This is a genomic window from Bradyrhizobium sp. Ghvi (assembly GCF_900115265.1).
Classification (GTDB): Bacteria; Pseudomonadota; Alphaproteobacteria; order Rhizobiales; family Xanthobacteraceae; genus Bradyrhizobium.
The window spans coordinates 240,308-259,025 of the sequence record NZ_FOVU01000008.1; the positions used below are offsets into that span (position 1 = coordinate 240,308).

The 18,718-nt window shown below is 64.8% G+C and carries 13 protein-coding genes; 7 read left to right on the top strand and 6 right to left on the bottom strand.

The window, feature by feature from the left end:
• Nucleotides 1-16 precede the first annotated feature (16 nt).
• The 6 genes from feoB to BM374_RS27725 all read left to right on the top strand — a co-directional run bounded on the left by feoB (nucleotide 17) and on the right by BM374_RS27725 (nucleotide 7,049).
• Entirely contained in the window at nucleotides 17-1,888 is a 1,872-nt protein-coding gene (feoB, locus tag BM374_RS27700; protein ID WP_092299686.1) for a ferrous iron transporter B, read from the top strand.
• A gap of 198 nt (nucleotides 1,889-2,086) precedes the next feature.
• Nucleotides 2,087-2,590, top strand: a complete 504-nt coding sequence (locus tag BM374_RS27705; protein ID WP_244552710.1) for a GNAT family N-acetyltransferase — start codon at nucleotides 2,087-2,089, stop codon at nucleotides 2,588-2,590.
• Nucleotides 2,591-2,793: 203 nt separating this feature from the next.
• Nucleotides 2,794-3,027 (top strand): hypothetical protein, encoded by a 234-nt coding sequence (locus BM374_RS27710; RefSeq protein WP_092299689.1) that lies wholly within the window; start codon nucleotides 2,794-2,796, stop codon nucleotides 3,025-3,027.
• Nucleotides 3,028-3,344: 317 nt separating this feature from the next.
• The gene (locus BM374_RS27715) at nucleotides 3,345-4,859 is read left to right on the top strand and encodes an ATPase domain-containing protein (protein WP_092299692.1); all 1,515 of its coding nucleotides are present in this window, start codon (nucleotides 3,345-3,347) and stop codon (nucleotides 4,857-4,859) included.
• On the top strand, nucleotides 4,856-6,562 hold the full coding sequence (locus BM374_RS27720) for an ATP-binding protein (protein WP_092299695.1): 1,707 nt from the start codon (nucleotides 4,856-4,858) through the stop codon (nucleotides 6,560-6,562). The genes BM374_RS27715 and BM374_RS27720 overlap by 4 nt, the downstream gene beginning before the upstream one ends.
• Nucleotides 6,563-6,686: 124 nt before the next feature.
• Nucleotides 6,687-7,049: a hypothetical protein gene (locus BM374_RS27725; protein WP_177248565.1), complete on the top strand. Its 363-nt coding sequence runs from the start codon at nucleotides 6,687-6,689 to the stop codon at nucleotides 7,047-7,049.
• 80 nt (nucleotides 7,050-7,129) lie between these two features.
• On the opposite strand, the gene BM374_RS27730 is transcribed toward BM374_RS27725, so the two are convergent.
• From BM374_RS27730 to BM374_RS27745, 4 genes are all read right to left on the bottom strand, one after another.
• Nucleotides 7,130-7,375: a hypothetical protein gene (locus BM374_RS27730; protein WP_092299701.1), complete on the bottom strand. Its 246-nt coding sequence runs from the start codon at nucleotides 7,373-7,375 to the stop codon at nucleotides 7,130-7,132.
• Nucleotides 7,376-7,400: 25 nt separating this feature from the next.
• Nucleotides 7,401-8,525: a DUF2336 domain-containing protein gene (locus tag BM374_RS27735; RefSeq protein ID WP_092299930.1), complete on the bottom strand. Its 1,125-nt coding sequence runs from the start codon at nucleotides 8,523-8,525 to the stop codon at nucleotides 7,401-7,403.
• A gap of 319 nt (nucleotides 8,526-8,844) precedes the next feature.
• Complete coding sequence (locus tag BM374_RS27740) at nucleotides 8,845-12,462, bottom strand: AsmA family protein (protein WP_092299704.1); 3,618 nt, start codon at nucleotides 12,460-12,462, stop codon at nucleotides 8,845-8,847.
• Between the two features lie 145 nt (nucleotides 12,463-12,607).
• A complete protein-coding gene (locus tag BM374_RS27745) occupies nucleotides 12,608-13,837 on the bottom strand; it encodes a cytochrome P450 (RefSeq protein ID WP_092299707.1) in 1,230 nt (409 codons plus the stop codon).
• 133 nt (nucleotides 13,838-13,970) lie between these two features.
• On the opposite strand from BM374_RS27745, the gene BM374_RS27750 reads away from it, so the two are divergent.
• A complete protein-coding gene (locus tag BM374_RS27750) occupies nucleotides 13,971-14,582 on the top strand; it encodes a TetR/AcrR family transcriptional regulator (RefSeq protein ID WP_092299710.1) in 612 nt (203 codons plus the stop codon).
• Nucleotides 14,583-14,601: 19 nt separating this feature from the next.
• Here BM374_RS27750 and BM374_RS27755 read toward each other — a convergent pair whose 3' ends face one another.
• On the bottom strand, nucleotides 14,602-17,187 hold the full coding sequence (locus tag BM374_RS27755) for an EAL domain-containing protein (RefSeq protein ID WP_092299933.1): 2,586 nt from the start codon (nucleotides 17,185-17,187) through the stop codon (nucleotides 14,602-14,604).
• A 159-nt stretch (nucleotides 17,188-17,346) separates the two neighbouring features.
• Nucleotides 17,347-18,639: an MFS transporter gene (locus BM374_RS27760; RefSeq protein WP_092299713.1), complete on the bottom strand. Its 1,293-nt coding sequence runs from the start codon at nucleotides 18,637-18,639 to the stop codon at nucleotides 17,347-17,349.
• Nucleotides 18,640-18,718: the final 79 nt, after the last annotated feature.

The following is an 18,718-nucleotide window of genomic DNA, read 5'->3' on the forward strand; positions in this document are numbered from 1 at the left end:
ACCGGATATTTGATCCATGGAATTACCTCTTCTGCATGTCGCCCTGGTGGGCACGCCAAACAGCGGCAAGACGTCTCTGTTCAATGCCCTGACCGGCAGCCGGCAGAAGGTCGCGAATTACCCCGGCGTCACCGTCGAGCGCAAGGAGGGTTTTTTCGTTACCCCCCTGGGACGCCAGATCTCGGTCGTCGACCTGCCCGGCACCTATTCGCTGCGCGGCCGCAGCCCGGACGAGGAGATCACCCGCGACTTCGTGCTCGGCAAGGCCTCAGGCGAGATCTTGCCGGATCTCGTGCTGTGCGTGGCCGATTCCACCAATCTGCGCCTGACCATACGTCTGCTGCTGGAGCTGAAGCGCACCGGACGGCCGATGATCCTCGTGCTCAACATGTTCGACATCGCGAGCCGCCGCGGCATCTCGGTCGACGTCGACAGGCTCGCCAAGGAGCTCGGCATGCCCGTGGTCACCTCGATCGCGGTGCGCAAGGGCGGCACGGCCGACCTCCTGGCCCTGACAGACCAGATCTCGGCCAAGCTCGCCGCTGAGCCTTCCGAGAACAGCTGGCGCGCGCTCAGCGTTTCCGAATTGCGCGCCACCCAGCGCGAGGCGGACCGCATCATCGCCGATTGCGTCAGCCTGCCTGCTAGACCCGACACGTTGACCTCGCGCATCGATGCCGTGGTGCTGCATCCGGTCGGCGGGCTGATCGTGCTCGCGGCGATCCTGTTCGTGATGTTCCAGGCGGTGTTCGCCTGGGCGCAGCCGCTGATGGAGCTGCTCCAGTCCGGCTTCGATGCGCTCGGCGAGTTCGTGCATGCCGCCCTGCCTGCCGGCCTGCTGCAGAGCTTTCTTCAGAACGGCGTGATCTCCGGTGTCGGCAGCGTCATCGTGTTCCTGCCGCAGATCATCATCATCTTCCTGTTCATCCTGCTCTTGGAAGATTTCGGCTACATGGCGCGCGCCGCCTTCCTGATGGACCGCATCATGGGCGGCGCGGGGTTGCACGGCCGCGCCTTCATTCCGCTGCTGTCGAGCTTCGCCTGCGCCATTCCCGGCATCATGGCGACACGCGTGATCGACAACAAGCGCGACCGGCTGACCACGATCCTGATTGCGCCGCTGATGACCTGCTCGGCGCGCATCCCGGTCTACACACTGATCATCTCGGCCTTCATTCCGGCCAAGGACGTCTGGGGCTTCATCAACCTCCAGGGCCTCGTGATGTTCGGCCTCTACGCCGCCGGCATCACCAGCGCGCTCGTGGTCTCGTTTCTGATCAAGTTTTTCATGCTGCGCGACTATGCGCCGGCGCCGTTCATGCTGGAGCTGCCGGACTACAAGGTGCCCAGGCTGAAATCGATCGCGATCGGCATCTACACCCGCGCAAAAATGTTCCTGCAGCGCGCCGGCACCACGATCTTCTCGATGATGGTGCTGATCTGGTTCCTGGCCTCGTTCCCGCAGCCGCCGGCGGGCACGACCGAGCCGGCGATCGACTTCAGCCTCGCTGCCATCATCGGCAAGGCGATCGCGCCTCTGCTCGCTCCCGTCGGCTTCAACTGGCAGATCGCGGTGGCACTGATCCCGGGCATGGCGGCGCGCGAGGTCGCGGTCGCAGCGCTCGGCACCGTCTATGCGATCGAGGGCGGCAAGGAAGCGGCCGAACAGATCGGTCAGGCGCTGGCAACCAAATGGTCGCTCGCAACCGCCCTGTCGATGCTCGCCTGGTACATCTTCGCTCCGCAATGCGCGTCCACGCTCGCCGTGATCAGGCGCGAGACCGGAAGCTGGACCTGGATGGCCGTGACCTTCAGCTACATGCTGGTGCTGGCCTATGCGGCGAGCCTTTTGACCTACAACGTCGCGGTTGCCCTGGGCGCGGGCTAGGCCCTTTCGAAACCAAACCGAGAAAACAACCCCATGCACCGTAGGCGGCGTGTGTGGAATCAAGGGTTTGGCCCGCGCAAAAATCCTTCGCGGCATCGAGTTCGGAAAATCCGTTGACCCGTCGGGCAAAACACTGGCATGATGGCATCATCGGCTCCTGCGGCATCAAGATCGCAACCAGCTCCAACGCGGCCATCTGTGTCCCTCGATCATTTCAGCACCAACAGACTCGCCGCCGAGCGGCTTCGCGATGACCATCTCGCCGATCTCGTCGCACTCCATCTCGATCCCGAGGTCTCCCGCTTTCTCGGCGGCGTACGCTCGGCGGAGACGACGAAAACCTATCTCGCAACCAACATGGCCCATTGGGACGCTCACGGGTATGGGCTGTGGGCGATGCGCACGAAGGACGGCGCGTTCGCCGGGCGAGCCGGCATCAGGCACATCCTCGTGGACGGCGTGGACGAGATCGAGATTGCCTACACGTTCAAGCGTGATTTCTGGGGCCAGGGGCTTGCGAGCGAGATCGCGGGCGCGCTGACGGAGATCGGGCTGTCGCGGCTCGAATTATCCTCGCTCATCGGTCTCGTCTCTGTCGAACATGGCGCCTCGCGCCGCGTGCTGGAAAAGGCGGACTATCTTTTCGAGAAGACCACGGCGCATCACGGCGAAGACGTCGTCATCTACCGCATCCGGCGGTAATGCTCGAAATGCCGGCGGCGCACGACATGGGGCCGAGGCGATACAAGTGTTCCAGATCGCAGGTAGAACTCGGCACGCGCATCGATTCTTTCTCGATGGAACGGTCGAAACATGAACACCCATTCAAGAAAGTTTCTTGCCCGTTCCAGCAACAGGCCCGGGCGGCAGCAGTTGACTCCCCGACAATGCGGAAGGAGGAACAGATGAGAAAGCTGATTTACGCTCTTGCGGCAGTCACGACGCTCGCAATCGGTGCCCCGACTATCGCCAATGCGGCTGGGGTCGGCTTTTATATCGGCGGCGATAGCGACTATTATGGCCCCCGTGCACGCATCTACGAACATGACCGCGGCTGGCATCATGGCTGGTACCACCACGATCGCGATTACGACCGCGGCGTCGTGATCCGCCGCCATCACTGGGATGATGACGATTAGCCGTACCAGCATCTGAAACAAGGAGGCCTCGCTTCGGCGGGGCCTTTTTGTATCGGATGCATTCGGCGCGGGCGCCTGCAGCTTCGTCGGACACGTCACACATCTCAGAAATCCATTCTACCGGCGCCTCCTGAGCTGCCTGCGTTCAATCCTGAACCGACAGGCTTGAAGCGTTTGCGCCTACTCGTTCCGGCAAGCCGCACAGGCCGCCGGGAACTCGGTCCTCGCTGGAGAGTTCCTATTTCGGGGGCCACCAATTTTTCGAGCCTCGGCCCCTGCACGTCGGACAGCGGGCTTCCGCAATGCGTAGGGGTTCAATGACCGGTTCATTTCAAGCAGCTTCAGGCAGCGATCCCACGGAGTCGCCGCGAATTTCGACCGGCAGCGAGGGACTGGACGATATCCTGGGGGGCGGGTTCGACGCCAACCGGATGTACCTCTATGAGGGACGGCCCGGAACCGGCAAGACCACCATTGCGCTCCAATTCCTGCTGCGTGGCGTCAAGGATCGCGAACGTGTGCTCTACATTTCGCTGTCCGAAACCAGACGCGAACTGACTCTGGTCGCGCAGCGGCACCGATGGTCGCTGGATGGCGTCGACATCTTCGAGCTGGTACCGCCGGAAACGACGCTCGATCCCGCGCGCGAACTCACCGTGTTTCATCCCGCCGAGATGGAACTGGGCGAAACCACCAGTCTGATCTTCAAGGAGGTCGAGCGGACCAATCCGACCCGCGTGGTGCTCGACAGCCTGTCGGAACTTCGCCTGCTGGCTCAGAACCCGCTGCGCTACAGGCGCCAGGTGTTGGCTTTGAAGCACTTCTTCACCAACCGCAATTGCACAGTCGTCCTGCTAGACGACCTGTCTTCGGCTCAGGACGACCTGCAACTGCATTCGATCGCGCACGGCGTCGTCATGCTCGAGCAGCTCGCACTCGACTACGGCGCGGAGCGGCGCCGGCTTCGCGTCATCAAGATGCGAGGCATCCGATTTCGCGGCGGCTACCACGACTTCATCATCGAAACGGGCGGCCTCAAGATCTTCCCTCGCCTCGTGGCAGCAGAACATCACAAGTCGTTTCTCGGGGATTTCACGCCGAGCGGCAACGCGGAGTTCGACCAGCTTTTGGGAGGCGGTCTGGAGCGGGGAACGAACGCGCTTCTCATCGGCGCGGCCGGCGTGGGTAAGTCGTCGCTCGCGCTGACCTATGCGATCGCGGCAGCAAATCGCGGCGAGCATGCCGTGTTCTTCGCATTCGACGAGGGCCGCGGAACGGTCGAGGCGCGTGCCAAGACGTTGGGGCTGGACCTGGAGAAGCATATCGTTTCAGGCCGCATCCGCTTCCAGCAAATCGATCCCGCCGAACTCTCGCCCGGAGAGTTCGCGGCCAATGTGAGGGCGAGCGTCGAGCACGACAATGCCCGAATTATCGTCATTGACAGCCTGAACGGCTATCTCAACGCGATGCCGGACGAGCGCTTTCTCATTCTGCAAATGCACGAACTGCTCAGCTACCTTGCCCAGCAAGGCGTGCTCACCATCCTGATCCTTGCTCAACACGGCTTGATGGGTCCGACAGAGTCCAACCTCGACATCAGCTATCTGAGCGATGCCGTGCTCATGCTGCGCTACTTCGAGCTCGGTGGAACGGTGCGGCGCGCACTTTCCGTGGTCAAGAAGCGCAGCGGCAACCACGAGCATACCATCCGCGAGTTCCGGCTCACCGGCAGCGGCATCAAGCTCGGTCCACCGCTTAGGGATTTCAGCGGCATCTTTTCGGGCACGCCGCGTTACACCGGCCCGGCGATCTCCGAAGGAACCGTTGAATGAGCGGCGCGCAAGATCAACGGGTTCTCGTCTTTGCTCCGGTCGGACGGGACGGGCCTGCTTCGGTCGAGCTGTTCCGCAGCTCGAATCTAGAATCGATCAACTGCCGGGATCTTGCCGAACTCGTCAGCGAGATGGGGAACGGCGTCGGCGCCGTTTTCGTCGCCGAAGAAGCCCTGTTCGGCAAGGACACGGAGCCGCTGGCACAATGGATAGAGAGCCAACCGCCCTGGTCCGATCTGCCCTTCGTCGTCCTGACCAGCCATCGTGAACTGCCGGCGGTCGTGGCTTGGCGCCGAAGCATCGTCTCGCTTCTGCGCAACGTTTCTCTGCTCGAAAGGCCGGTGCAGCCGATGACGCTGACCAGCGCCGTGCAGTCGGCGTTGCGGGCCCGGCGACGTCAATACGAGATCCGGGCCCTGCTCGCCGCGCGTGAGCAGACGGCTCAGGAGCTCGAAAAGCTCGTGGCCGAGCGGACGCGCGCACTGGCAGAGACCAACGAGCAGTTGCGCCTGGAAATGGAGGAGCGCGCGCGCGTGGAGGAAACGCTCCGCCAGGCTCAGAAGATCGAAGCCATCGGTCAGCTCACCGGCGGCGTGGCTCACGACTTCAACAACCTGCTGATGGTGATATCAGGCGGGCTCGACATGCTCGACCGCCAGACGGATCCGAACCGCAGGCGCCGCCTCATGGAGGGAATGATCCAGGCCGCGCAGCGCGGTGCGAGCCTGACCAGGCAGCTGCTGGCGTTCTCTCGCCGCCAGACGCTTCGCCCCGAGCCCGTCGACGTTGCCATGCAGATCGGCGGAATGCGTGAATTGCTCGATCGAAGCCTGCGCGGCGACGTGCATGTCGAGTTCGATTTTCCGGATCAGCTCTGGCCGGTGGAGGTCGACCCCGGGGAGCTCGAGTTGGTCATCCTCAATCTGGCCGTCAACGCCCGCGACGCCATGCCCAATGGCGGCACGATCGTGGTCCGTGGCGAGAACCTGCCCGAGGTGAGTGAGAAGGAGATCTCGGGAGACTACGTCCGGCTATCCGTCATCGACACTGGCGTCGGCATGCCTCCGGAAATCCTGTCCCGCGCCTTCGAGCCTTTTTTCACGACGAAGGAGATCGGCAAGGGCTCCGGCCTCGGGCTTGCGCAGGTCCATGGCTTTGCGACCCAGTCACGCGGAACGGTTCGCATCAAATCGCAGCTGGGCCAGGGCACCAGCATCGAGCTGTACTTGCCGCGTTCCAAAGATCTGCCTTCGAAGCAGCGCCACCTCATCGACTTCAACAAGGCACGACCCAAGAAGAACGACGAGGGCCAGGTTTTGCTGGTTGAGGACGACGAGGAGGTTGCCGCGCTGGTCGGCGAGATGCTCGCTCAGCTTGGTTACGGAGTGACGCGAGCCGCCAGTGCGGCCGCTGCGCTCGGCGCTTTGGCCGATGGTCGCCCGGTCGATCTGATTTTCTCCGATATCATGATGCCCGGCGGCATGAATGGTGTCGAGCTCGCGCGGGAGATCAAGCGACGACGTAGCGATGTTCCCGTACTGCTGACCAGCGGTTATGCCCAAGCCTCGGTTCACGAGGCGCAGGATGCAGGCATCCAGATCCTGCCCAAACCCTACCAACTCGAAGAGTTGGCCGCGGCCTTGTCTGCAGCAAGGGCAGGCCTGCGGCTCGATGCAGTGGCCAAACGGTCCAATTCCTGCTGAGCGCCGCGCCTCGCCTTGCGATGACACTGTCGCGCAGACTCCCCGCGACCATCCTTTGAATAGCAAACTGAATCCCGCTCGGATTTGAATGGCTTTCCCGCAAGCGACTGTCTATGGTCTGCTCATGTCGCGCCTTCTGTGTCTTCTTGTTGCTGCCATTCTGTCGCTGCTGCCGGTCACCGCGCCGGCCGCGTCCGCCCACAAGAAGCCCGCGCAAGCCTGGCACGGCTACGGTTTTCTGCCGGGTTATCGTCAGCCGCTGAACAACAGTCAGCCGCTCTATGCGCAGAAAAACGGGTTTCGGCGCTACGCGCGCGAAAACCAGCGCCCCTGGTATATCGATCCCGTGCCGGTCTATTACCGCTACTTCAACGGCGAATGGCACTATTTCGGCCGGCCCGGCTTCGGCGGCTCCCGCTATAACGGCGGCAGCTTCGGTCCGTGCTGGACGCGCACGCCGATCGGCGCGATCTGGAATTGCGGCTGATTGTTTGCCCGCGGTCACCGTTCGACGACCGCAAGTAGAGGCTACAAGACGCTCGGGACAGGCGGCAGGCTCTGGCGCCCTTACCGGAAATACCCCAGCACGAGCTCGGTATCTGCACTGCCCGGCGCCGTGCCGTTCAGTTCGGCATCGATGACGCGCCGGCAGGCGTCGATCGCGGCGTGGTCGCCGAGGTCATTGGCGGCTTCCAACACGAGCCATGCGGCATCGACTGTGGCCTTCTCCGGAGCCGATCCGCTCGTCTCCACGACCAGAGTCTTGGCAAGGCTCTTGTTTTTGCGAACCGCGGTGCCGAATTGAGGCAACATTGCAAATACTCCCTCGATGTCCCGTTCAGTGAACCTGGAGCTCTGGCTGACGCCCCGTCGCGGGATCGGCCCCGGCGCTGTTCTTGCGCGACTGGTAGAACTTCAAGATGCTGCGTGAGGTCTCGATCTTGAGCCGGGCGAAATCGCGCTCGTTGTCGTGGAGCTCGCGCGCCGTGATCAGGTGATCCTTGGCGCCGAGGAACAGCAGCGACATCGTCGTGTCCCAGGAGAAGTCGAGCGCCTTGCACAGCACCAGGATCATCTCGCGGTTACGGTCCATCAGCGCGCGCTCGATCACGTCGACCGGCAGCGACGACAGCAGCGACAGGCCGATCTGCACCTCGTCGAAGCGGTGCTGGCGCGCATAGTTCGAGATCGAGACCTGGTTGAGGTTGCCCTGCCGGTACTGCGTCGTCACTACGCGCTTGGCGACGAAATAGCTGCGCGAAGACGGACCGAACTTGGACTGCAAATCGCCGGTGACCTCGGTCACCGAATTCTGGATCTGCGACATCATCTCGGGGCGCTCGGTCTCGAGCCGGCGGCGGACGTCTTCCGACGCCTTGGAGATGAGCTGCTGGAAGACGTGGCGCGGCACGTCCTTGCGCAGGCCAAGTTGTTCAGCAAGAATCGAATCTCCTTCGGCGCGGCGGACCATGTGCAGCAGGCCCGAGCCGGAGAAGCGCGCGCCCTCGTTCCTGGCGACCGAGGTGACAACCTCCTGGTTACCACGCTTGACGAGCACGTCGGTCACGGCCTCGCCGATCGCCTCACGCTGGGAGATCGCGAGCAGATGCGCCTGGCCCTTGGTCATCGCGCTCTCGACCAGGACCTTCTCGCCGATGCGGTTCGAGTCGCGCAGCACGGGGCCGGCGACTGCGATCTCGTCGTCCAGAGCGAGCTTCTCGATGACATTGAGCGGCGCATGATCGCAGCCCGCCATCAATTCGGAGAGCTGCGCCCGCGCGGCGACCTCGATCTCGTCGGCAAGCCGGCCGATGACCTCGCCGAACATGCTGATCTCGTCGTCGACGTAGCGACCGGTGATCAAAAGATCGGTCGCATGCCACAACGCCTTCGCCCGACTCTCATCGGTACCGCGCGCGATTGCGTCGTCCAGATCCTGCAGAAGCGTCTTCGCTCCGTTCATCTCGATCACCCCAGTTCTTGGAAATTCTTTGGCGCCATCCTGCTTGTGCGGGCAGGACTTTCGGATTCCTCTGGGAGCCGAGACTAGGGAACAAACGCGAGAATCCAGTAAAACTGTCAGATCAGTTTTGCCGACGAAAATTCATTCAAATGCGAGCGAGTGTGGTGACGGTCGCGCAACGTGACAGCCCCCCAGAGGAGAGAACCCTCACCCGGCGCTCGGGCCGATGCTTCGCATCGCCCGTGGCGCGCCGACCTCTCCCGCAAGCGGGAGAGGTAAGAGGAGCGTGCGGCTCGATCTCTCCTTGTTAGACTTCGCCCTACGGATTCTGCGGCGTCAGGACCAGCGGGGGCTTCGGCCGCGGCTTGGCGGGCGGCGGGCCCGGGGCGGGCCGTACGTCGATCGGCGGCGGCAGGGGCACGACCTGCTGGCTTGCGAGCGGTGGGCTCGGGACGGCGGGCGCGGCCAGCGGCGCCTTCGGCGCCGGTGCGGCCTTGGGTTTGGGCGGCGCCCGGCGCGGATCGCGGCCGGGCAGCGGCACGTCGGTCAGAGCCGGCTCCGGCGCGGGCTCGGGCGAGACCAGCGTCGGCAGCGCGGCCGTCGCCGGCGGGGGCTCGCCGCGCTCGATCGCGTCCAGCCGGCGCGTCTCGCGATCGATCGTACGCACCGCAAGCCACGACGACAGCGGCGTGAGATCGACCGTGCGGCTGAGCTTGTCGGGGGGACCGGCCGCAAACAGCTGGATCTCCGGCGGCGCGCCGGACAGGCCCGTCATGATCGGCGTCAGGCTGGCGCGGATGTCGGCCTGGTCGGCGGGAATGTCGTAACCGCCGGAGACGATGGCGCGGGCGTTCTTGGTTTCGAGCGGGGTTGCGCCGACGCGCAGGCGGCCGTCGCGGATCGTGAACGCGATCTGCGCCGAAGCGACGGTAATAGGTGCTGACAATGCGGGCTCGACGAGCTGCCGCAATTTGGCGTCGTCACTCACCTGCCCGCCGTCGCTGGCGCGGATGGCGATCTCGAAGGCGCGCGGATTGAGGCCGCTGATCTCGACCGAGTCCAGCGTCACGGTGCCGTTGCCGGCGAGCGCGCCTGTCAGTGCCGAGACGCTGCGGCCCTGGCTCGTCAGCGCCATCTGTACCGAGGCGCGCCCCTTGGGCAGCGCCAGATCACGATAGCGGAGCGAGGCCGCATTGACATTGCCGAGATCGAGATGCGCGTTCAACGCCAGACCGTTGGCGCCGTTGCGCGCATCGAGGCTTGCCGTCATCTCACCGCCGCCGAGGCCGCCCTTGAGGGAATCGAGCGCGAGCGACTGGCCGTCGCTCCTGATCGTGCCGCTGAAGGGACGCAGCTCGATGCCGCCAGGTAGACTGCCGCGCAAGGCCTGGAACGCGATGCGGCCGCGCCAGCCGCTGACGAGTCCCGCACTCAGCGGCTCGCCGCTGTCGCGCCCGGCGGCGCCGACGGCAAGCGCGAGCGCAGACGCCAGATCGAGCGTGTCGAGCCCGACTTCGCCGTCAACGCTTTTCTCCTGATCGAGCGTCAGGGCGAGATGGCCGCGCAGATGAGAGCCCAAAGCCGTGCTGTCGAGATCGTCGAATGTCAGGCGGTTGCCCGACAGCGTGAGGCGGGACGACAAGCTCACATTCTGGATCGACTTGTCGGCGGGATTGGTCCCGAGCAGCGGCGCCAGATTGGCGTTGCGCACGTGCAGATTCACAGCGCCTTTCGGCTCCGGCCCCGATAGTTCGACACTGCCTTGCGCATCTGCGTCCAACCCACCGCCACTGAGCCTTGCGTTCAGCTGCAAGGGCTTTCGCCATGCGCCGCTCAACTTGCCCTCGACCTGCGAAGCGCCCTCGCTGGCTGCGACCATGCGATCGAGGCCGAGCAGCGCCAACAATGCGCTCGCCTGCGGCGTCGACACTTTCGAGTCCAGCGCGAAGTCGCTGTTACGCAATTTGTCGATATCAATGCCGTTGACCGCGGCCACCGGCGCCTGCGCGGCAAGCGTGGCGGTGGCCTTGAGCTGCGGCGCATCGAGGTCGAGCACGACACGCGCGTCGCTGCGATCGGCATGTTCTGCGCTCTTGTCGAGGCTGAGATTGAGCGTCAGGCGCGTTGCGCCTGACAATGCCGGGATGGCGTCGAGGCGGGCGCGCATCGCAGGGGCGATCGGCTCCAGCAGCGCCGTGAGATCGCGCAGCGAATTGGCCGACGATTTCAGCGCGAGCTTGCCGGTGGCCTTGGTACGATCAAAGCTGCCGCTCGCCTCCGTGGTGACGCCATTGGCCTGGCCGAACCGCAACTGCTCCAGCGACAGCGAGGTGGGCCCATAGCCGAGCCTGGCCGCGAACGGCCGCAGCTCCTGTCCCGCCGACATCGCGCGACCGATGTCGAGCGAGAGCTTTGCTTCCTCCGGCCATTCGCCCTGGGGACCCGCGAGCGCGCGGACAAAGCTCGCGGCGGCATCGAGGTCGAGACGGTCGGCCTTGAGGTCGGCATCGATCCGCGAGCCTTTGCTGGCGCCTGACTGCACGAAAGCGATGCGGCCCTCGACCGCGCCGCCTTCGATCTCGGCCTTGAGCTTGTCGATGGCGAGATGGTTGGCGGCGATGGTCACCTCGCCGGCAAGGCGCAGCGGCCGCGTGCTGCGTCTGATCACCTCGTTGCGGCCCTGCAGCCAGGCCACCAGGGTATCGGGATCGGAGGACTCGACGCTGAGGCGGCCGCTAAAGCTATCGGCGCCGGGCGTGGCGCCGTTGAGCGACACTTGCGTCATGCCGGGCGCGCGCAGCTCGAGCCGCTGGAAGGTCCAGGACCGGCCATCGGTCTGCAGCTCGGTCGTGATGTTCTGGAGCGGACGGCCGCCCAGCATGATCTGGTCGGAGTTGAATTCGATCTGCGCCGGGATCGGCGCCTGCGGGATCGCGGCGAGACTTGCGCGCAGGGCCGGCAGGATGCGCAGCGGCTCGGTATCGTCGCGGCCCGCCAGCCTGTCGGCATCGACCTGCCGCGCCGACAGCACCGCGCGCAGCAGCGGCGAGGCGCCGAACCCGAGATCGCCGACGCCGCCGACCTTCAGCGCGGTATCCTCAGCGCCAAAGCTCGCCTCGATCTGGTCGAACTTGGCACCGGCCGGATCGGCCTTGAGTTTTGCGGTGAGCTTCCACGGCGTCGGCCCCGCCTCGCCGGCTTTCTTCGCCGGCGGCACCGCCAGTGTCAGCGCACCGTCGAATTTCGGCTGGCGGTTGTCGAAGGCGAGGACGCCTTCGAGATCGGCCAGAACGGCGCGCTCGCCGGGATCGATATTGAGGTGAACGCGGGTGGCACTGCCGTCAGGGCTCGGACCGGAGGAGATACGGAACGGATAGCGGGCGCCTGCGGCGGTGAAATTGCCCTCCCCCCGCACCGAGCCTGCGAGCGAGCGCACGTCGCCGGAGAAGACGATGTCGTTCAGCTCCAGCGTCGAATGGCTGGCGGCGTCATGCAGGGCAATCCGGCCGGCAAGGTTGAGCCGCTCGATCGCGAGCGAAGCCAGGTTGAAGGTGCCGCTCGCAGTGGAGGGCAGGTCGACCCTGCCCCTGGCATCGAGGCCGAGATCCACCGCCATGCCGCCGACCGAAAGCTCGGTCGCGCGCCATTCGCCCCGCATCAGGGAGCCCAGGCTGAACTCGACATCGAGCTTGTCGGCGCGCAGGCGGCCGAGATCGTTGTTGCCGCCGAAGGTGACCGAGCGCAGCCGCAGCGTCGGCGTCGGCAACAGCCGTGCATCGAGCTCGCCCGCAACGCGCACCGGCACACCGATGATCCGGCTCGCCTCCGCCTCGAACTGGGGCCGAAACTGGTTCCAGTCGACGAAGTAAGGCCCGATCAGCGCGGCCAGAAGCGCTAGAATAAAGGCAATCGCCAATCCGAGCAGTGTCGTCTGCACGGGTCTCCCCTCGGCCAAGCCGGCACCCGGGTCAAACCCAAGCTGACAAACCAAGCTTCAGGCGCGCCGGAACTGCCCCTTATATAGGGGGAAGTGTGGCGAAGTCACAGCGACTGTTGCGCACGGAGGTTAACCCCGTCCGGCTTCACCAACTGGCCGGCAGGCGCTTCAGGCCGCGCAGCACGAAGGTCGGCCGCCATTCCGGGTTTTCGACCTCGTCGATGCGCAAGCCGGGTAGCCGCCGCAACAGCGTGGCGATGGCGATCTCGGCCTCGATGCGCGCCAGTTGAGCGCCCAGGCAGAAATGAATGCCGCCGCCGAACGACAGCGGCCGGACGTTGGACCTGGTGATATCGAGCCGATCAGGACGATCGGGATAAACGGCCGGATCGCGATTGGCCGAGCCGAGCAGGCAGAGCACGGTCTCGCCCTTGGGGATCCTCTTGCCGCCGAGATCCTCGATCTCCTCCAGGCTGACGCGGCCGGTCATCTGCACCGAGGAATCGTAACGCAGGAATTCTTCGATCGCGTTGGTGATCAGGTCCGGCCGTGCCTTCAGGAGCGCAAGCTGGTCCGGATTACGATGGAGCGCCAAAAGACCGTTGCCGATCAGATTGACTGTGGTCTCGTGTCCGGCCCCGAACAGCAGGATGATGTTGGCGGTCAGCTCCTCATTGGTGAGCTTGTTGCCGTCTTCCTCGGCCTGCACGAGCTGGGTGATGAGGTCGTCGCCGGGATTGCGCCGGCGCAACTCGAACAGCTGCTGGAAGTACATCTGCGCCATCAAGTTGGCGGCGTTGCCCTGGGCGATCTCCTGTGGGGACAAGGGCACGGGATCGAGCAGCCGCCCGCCGTCGCGCGAGCTCTTGTAGAAGACCTCGCGATGATCCTCGGGGATACCGAGCATCTCGCAGATGACGGTGACGGGCAGGCGAAAGGCGAAATCCTCGATCAGGTCCATCTGGCCGCGCGCGATCACGGCGTCGATCGCCTGGTCGACGATTTCCTGAATCCGCGGCCGCATGTCCTCGACGCGGCGGGCAGTGAAGGCCTTCACCACGAGACCGCGCAGGCGAGTGTGATCGGGTGGATCGGCCTGCAGCATCCAGTGCCCCATGCTGCGGAACACCGGCTCGTTCATGATGTCGGGGCCGTAGCGGCGCGTCGTGCGCTCGACAAAGTCCTTGCCGAACCGCTTGTCGCGCATCACGAGGCTGACGTCGGCATGACGGCTGGCGACGAACTGGCCGAACGGCGTCACATGGATCGGATCGATCCTGCGCAGCCGGTCATAATGGGGATAGGGATCGCGAATGAAGTCCGGCGCCAGCGGATTGAACAGCGGATCGCCTGCGGGTTGCACTTGCTCGTTCATGGTGGACCTCGCATCGGTTGCCGCATGACACGATACGCGAGGCAGCCCCGAAGCCCCAGCGTAACCATCCCTGTGTGAATTATCAACTCGATACATTGTTGTATCGAGTTGCATTTTGCCCTAACCTGCCCCGATGTCAAGGGTGAGAACCAGACCGACCAGGGACGACACGCGCGAGGCGCTGTTCGAGGCGGCCGCACGCGTGTTCGAGCAGGACGGCATCGGCGGTGCCAGCATCGAGGCCATCGCGGCAGAGGCAGGCTTCACCCGCGGTGCGTTCTATTCGAACTTTGGGAGCAAGGACGAGCTGATCTTCGCCATGCTCGAGGATCACGTCGAGCAATCGATCCGGCGCAACATGGAGATCCTCGCGAAGCATGACAATCTCGACGACTTCATCGGGGCGCTCAAGTCGATGGATCGCGGCCGGCAGGATCCCCTCACCCGCTCCCCACTGCTGCACATCGAGATGATCCTGTTCGTCGCGCGCGCCGAGAAGCGCCGGCCTGAGCTCGCCAAGCGCTTGCGCGCCCGGCGCAAGCTGATCGCCGACATCGTCGAAGCGACGTTGAAGGACAAAGCGAATGGCGAGAGGCTTAATCCGCCCTGGTTGGCCTCGGTCGTGCTGGCGCTCGAAGACGGCTTTCGCCTGCACCGGCTGATCGATCCCGAGACCACGCCGGCCGACAGTTTTCTGCGCGCGATCACGGATTTGCGGCGCAGGACGGGGCTGGCTGCAGATTAGGTCGGGAGTGTTCAGCTAGCTACGCCGACCGCTTCACCGCGTCTCGTCCCGCCAGGTTAGCATCCAGCCGGTCCAGCATCGCCCTCGCCTGCTCGGCGCAATGTTCGATCAGCCAGCGCTCGAAGGCGACGGGAGCGAGTGCGGGGGCGTAGAGGAAGCCCTGGACGACGTCGCAGCCGAGCTCGGCCAGCATTTTGCGTTGGCCTTCGGTCTCGACACCTTCGGCGACCACGGTCAGCCTGAGGCCCTGGCCGACGCGCACTACCGCGGTGGCGATCGCGAGCGCGGCTGCATCCTTGTCGATGTCGCGCATGAAACTGCGATCGATCTTCAGCTCGCGGATCGGCAGATGCGCGAGCCGGCTGAGGCTGGAATAGCCGGTGCCGAAATCATCGACCGAAAGCCCGACGCCGAGCTCGCGGATCGCGTGCATCGTCTCCAGCGCGGCAGCACCATCCTGCATGAACGTGCCTTCGGTGATCTCCAGCATCAGCGCATCCGGCGGCAGCGCGTATTCGGTGAGGATATCCTTGAGGCGCGCGGCCAGCGCAACGTTGCGGAAATTGAGCGGCGACAGGTTCACGGACACGCTCGGAATGTTGAGCCCGGCGCGGCGCCAGGTCGCCATCTGCCGGCAGGCCTCGCGCACCGACCACAGGCCGATCTGCTCGATCAGGCCGCATTCTTCGGCAAGCGGAATGAACTTGGCCGGCGAGACGTCGCCGAGCGCGGCATCGTGCCAGCGCGCCAGCGCCTCGACGCCGTGGATGGCGCGATCGCAGCTGCGGACCTGCGGCTGATAGAACAGGCTCAGCCCATTGTCGGCAATGGCGCGGCGGAGCGCGGCGATCATCGCCAGCCGCTGCTCGGCAAGCCCGTTCATCTCGGCGCTGAACATGCGATGGGTCGACCGGCCAGCCTGCTTGGCCATGTACATGGCGGCGTCGGCCTGCTGCATCAGCGTGTCGATGTCGGTGGCGTGGTCGGGATAGAGACTGATGCCGATGCTGGCCGACATCGGCATCAGCTTCGATCCGAGCCGCAAGGGGGTGGCCAGCGCATCGGCGATGCCGGCTGCGACGCGTTCAGCATCTTGCGCATTGCGGTGCGGCAGCAGGATGACGAACTCGTCGCCGCCGAGCCGGCCCAACATGTCCTCAGGCCCGATCTGCTCGCGCAGGCGCCCCGCCAGCTGAACCAGGAGCTCGTCGCCGGCGGCGTGACCGAGCGTGTCGTTGACGTCCTTGAAATGGTCGACGTCGAGAAAAGCCAGCGCGACATGGCCGCCGGTCGGACAGGCGTCGATTGCGGTCGTGATCAGGTGCCGCAGTTGCGCTCGGTTCGGCAGGCCGGTGAGGATGTCGTGATAGGCCAGCCGCGCGATCTCGGCGCGCGCCTCCTTGCGCTCGATCGCGAAAGCACCGAGGTCGACGCAGGCCTCGACGATGCGCCGATGCCAGTTGCTCGGCGCGCGCGGCTCCCGATAGTAAAACGCAAAAGTCGCGATGACCCGGCCGTCCTTGGCCTTGACCGGTGTCGACCAGCAGGCACGCAGGCCGATCGCGAGCGGCATCGTCTTATAGGGCTGCCAGCGTGGATCGGTAGCGAGATCGATCGCAAGCACCGGCTCGCCATAGAAGGCGGCTGTGCCGCACGAGCCGACATCGGGGCCGATCGCAAGGCCGTCCAGGGCCCGGGAATAGTCCTCGGGCAGGCTTGGACCGCCGAGCGGGTGGATCAGGCCCGCGGCATCGATGTGCAGCAGCGAACAGACCACGTCGGGCGCGATTTCCTCGACGCGGCGGCACAGCCTGTCGGCGATCTCGGTGATCGGAACCTCGTCGGCGAGCGCGCTCATGATGAGCTGCTGGAGCGAGCGCAGCTGCTTGGTCTCGGTGATGTCCTCGAGGAGCGCGAAGATATGCCTGACCCGGCCCTTCTTGTCGCGAAAGACATCGATCCGCGCGCAGACCCAGATCTCCTGGTCGTCCTTGTCGTAGACCAGCACCTCGGCCTCGCCGCGATGGCCACCACGCATCAGGCGCTTGATCACCCTCGCAATGGCCTTCCGATCGGTATGACGGCCGGCGATGAGATCGCCTGCGCGGCGCCCTTCGGCCTCGCCGCTGGCATAGCCGAACATCGCCGTGAAAGCTGAATTGACGTAGACGATGTTCTGTTCGACATCGGTGATGATGACCGCGCGGTTGGTCTGGTCGGAGACGGTGTTGAGCAGCCCGATCCTGACGCGCCGCTCGGCATCGGCAGTAACATCCCGCGCGAACACGATGTGATGCAGCGCGCCGCCAGTGATCGTCGAGGATAGCGCGATCGCTGCCTTGATCCGGCTGCCGTCGCGCCGAACCAGGCTGATCTCGTCGCGAAAATCAGCGACCGGGTCGGCCTGAAGGCATTTGAGGGTGAGAATTGCGGCGTCGCGGCCGAGCACGTCGGTCCGCTCGAGCTTCCAGATCCGCTCCGCGCCGGCGTTGAAATGGATGATGCGATGCGCCTCGTCGACGATGACGATGCCGTCGTCGGCGCATTCGAGCGCCGCACGCACCACGTCAGGCATTTCGGTCACTGAGGCGTCGGAGGCAGGCATCGCAAGACCCGGCAGCATCGGGAAGATATATGACAATGAACCCGAAGCTAACGCTTCGATGGTGTCCAAGACGTTCTTGTCGCTGGCCTCGGTTCCGACAAGCCGCGACATGCTTAACGTTCTTTGAAAGGCGCGAAAGTAATCCGCTGCTGAAGGAACCTAATTCGTCGCGCGAAGCCTGTGCAGCCGGCCGGCCACCGCCCGTACCTTGCCGGGCGAGGCACGCCAGACCGACAGCGCCGAGAGCAGGCTCACGAGAATGGCGATGGCGAAGGCGAGCGTATAATCGCCGGCGCGATCGTAGAGCAGGCCCGTCAACCAGGGACCGGCGGCACCGCCCGCGAGCGCCGCGAGCATGATCATGCCGAAGATGCTGCCCTGATGTCGGCCCTGGAAGATCTCGAACACCACCGCTCCCATGATCGAGGTGAGGCCGTAGCCGAGCGCGCCTTGCGTGAACACCATCAGCCAGACCAGCCAGAGCGAGGGCTGATATTTCAACGCGATCAGCGCCGAAAAGCAGATCGCAAAGCCGGCGCAGCTGATCGCCCAGACCCATTCCCGTCCGATCCGGTCGGAGACGTGGCCGAGCAGGATCTGGCCGGGAATGCCGAGGAGGCTGACGGCGCCGAGTGCCCAGACCGCAATGCTCGGGCTGAAGCCGATGTCGAGCAAGAACTTGGTCTGATGCACCTGCACCGCGTACCAGATGTACAGGCCGCAGAAATAGCCGGACGCGATCCACCAGAACCGGGCCGTCGCAACCGCCCGTGCGAGTGTCCAATCGGTGCTGGCCCAAGCCGGATCGACGATGTTCGAGACCGGCTTCGCGGCATCCACGGCCGGCGCGGCGTCGCCGTCCGGCTGAAGGCCAAGGTCTTCGGGACGTTTGTGGAGGAGCAGGTTGATCGGCGCCAGCACGATCAGGATCATCAGGCCCATTGCGGTGCAGGCGGTGCGCCAGCCGGTCTGCTCGATCATGTGCTGCACCCATGGCAGCAGCGTCATCGAACCGATGCCGACCCCGGCAAAGGCGATACCGATGGCAAATCCGCGCTTGCGGATGAACCAGTTCGGCAGGAACAGCGACTGGCCGGAATAGCCGAGGCACACGGAGCCGGCGCCGACCATGACGCCGAGCGTCAGATAGAGATGCCAGGGCTGGCTGGTGAGCGGCGCGAGCAGCAGCCCGCCGGCCATCAGCGCGACGCCGAGCTCCATGACCGAACGCGGGCCTGCGCGATCCATCAGCCGTCCGATCAACGGACTGGCGACGCCCGAGGCGACGAATCCGAACGAGAAAGCGCCCGCGGTGACGCCGCGCTCCCAGCCGAATTCGGAGAGGATCGGCGGAAAGAACAGCGAGAAGGCGGTGCGTGCGTTGACGCCGATGGCCATGGTGACGAACGTCACGGCAACCACGACCCAGCCGTAGAAGAACGGAAGTCGCATTTTCCTGTTTCATCCCTGGACGATCCTTCGGACCATCTGGGGGCGCGCGGGTCAAGCGATTTTCGCAGATGCAGCTTGG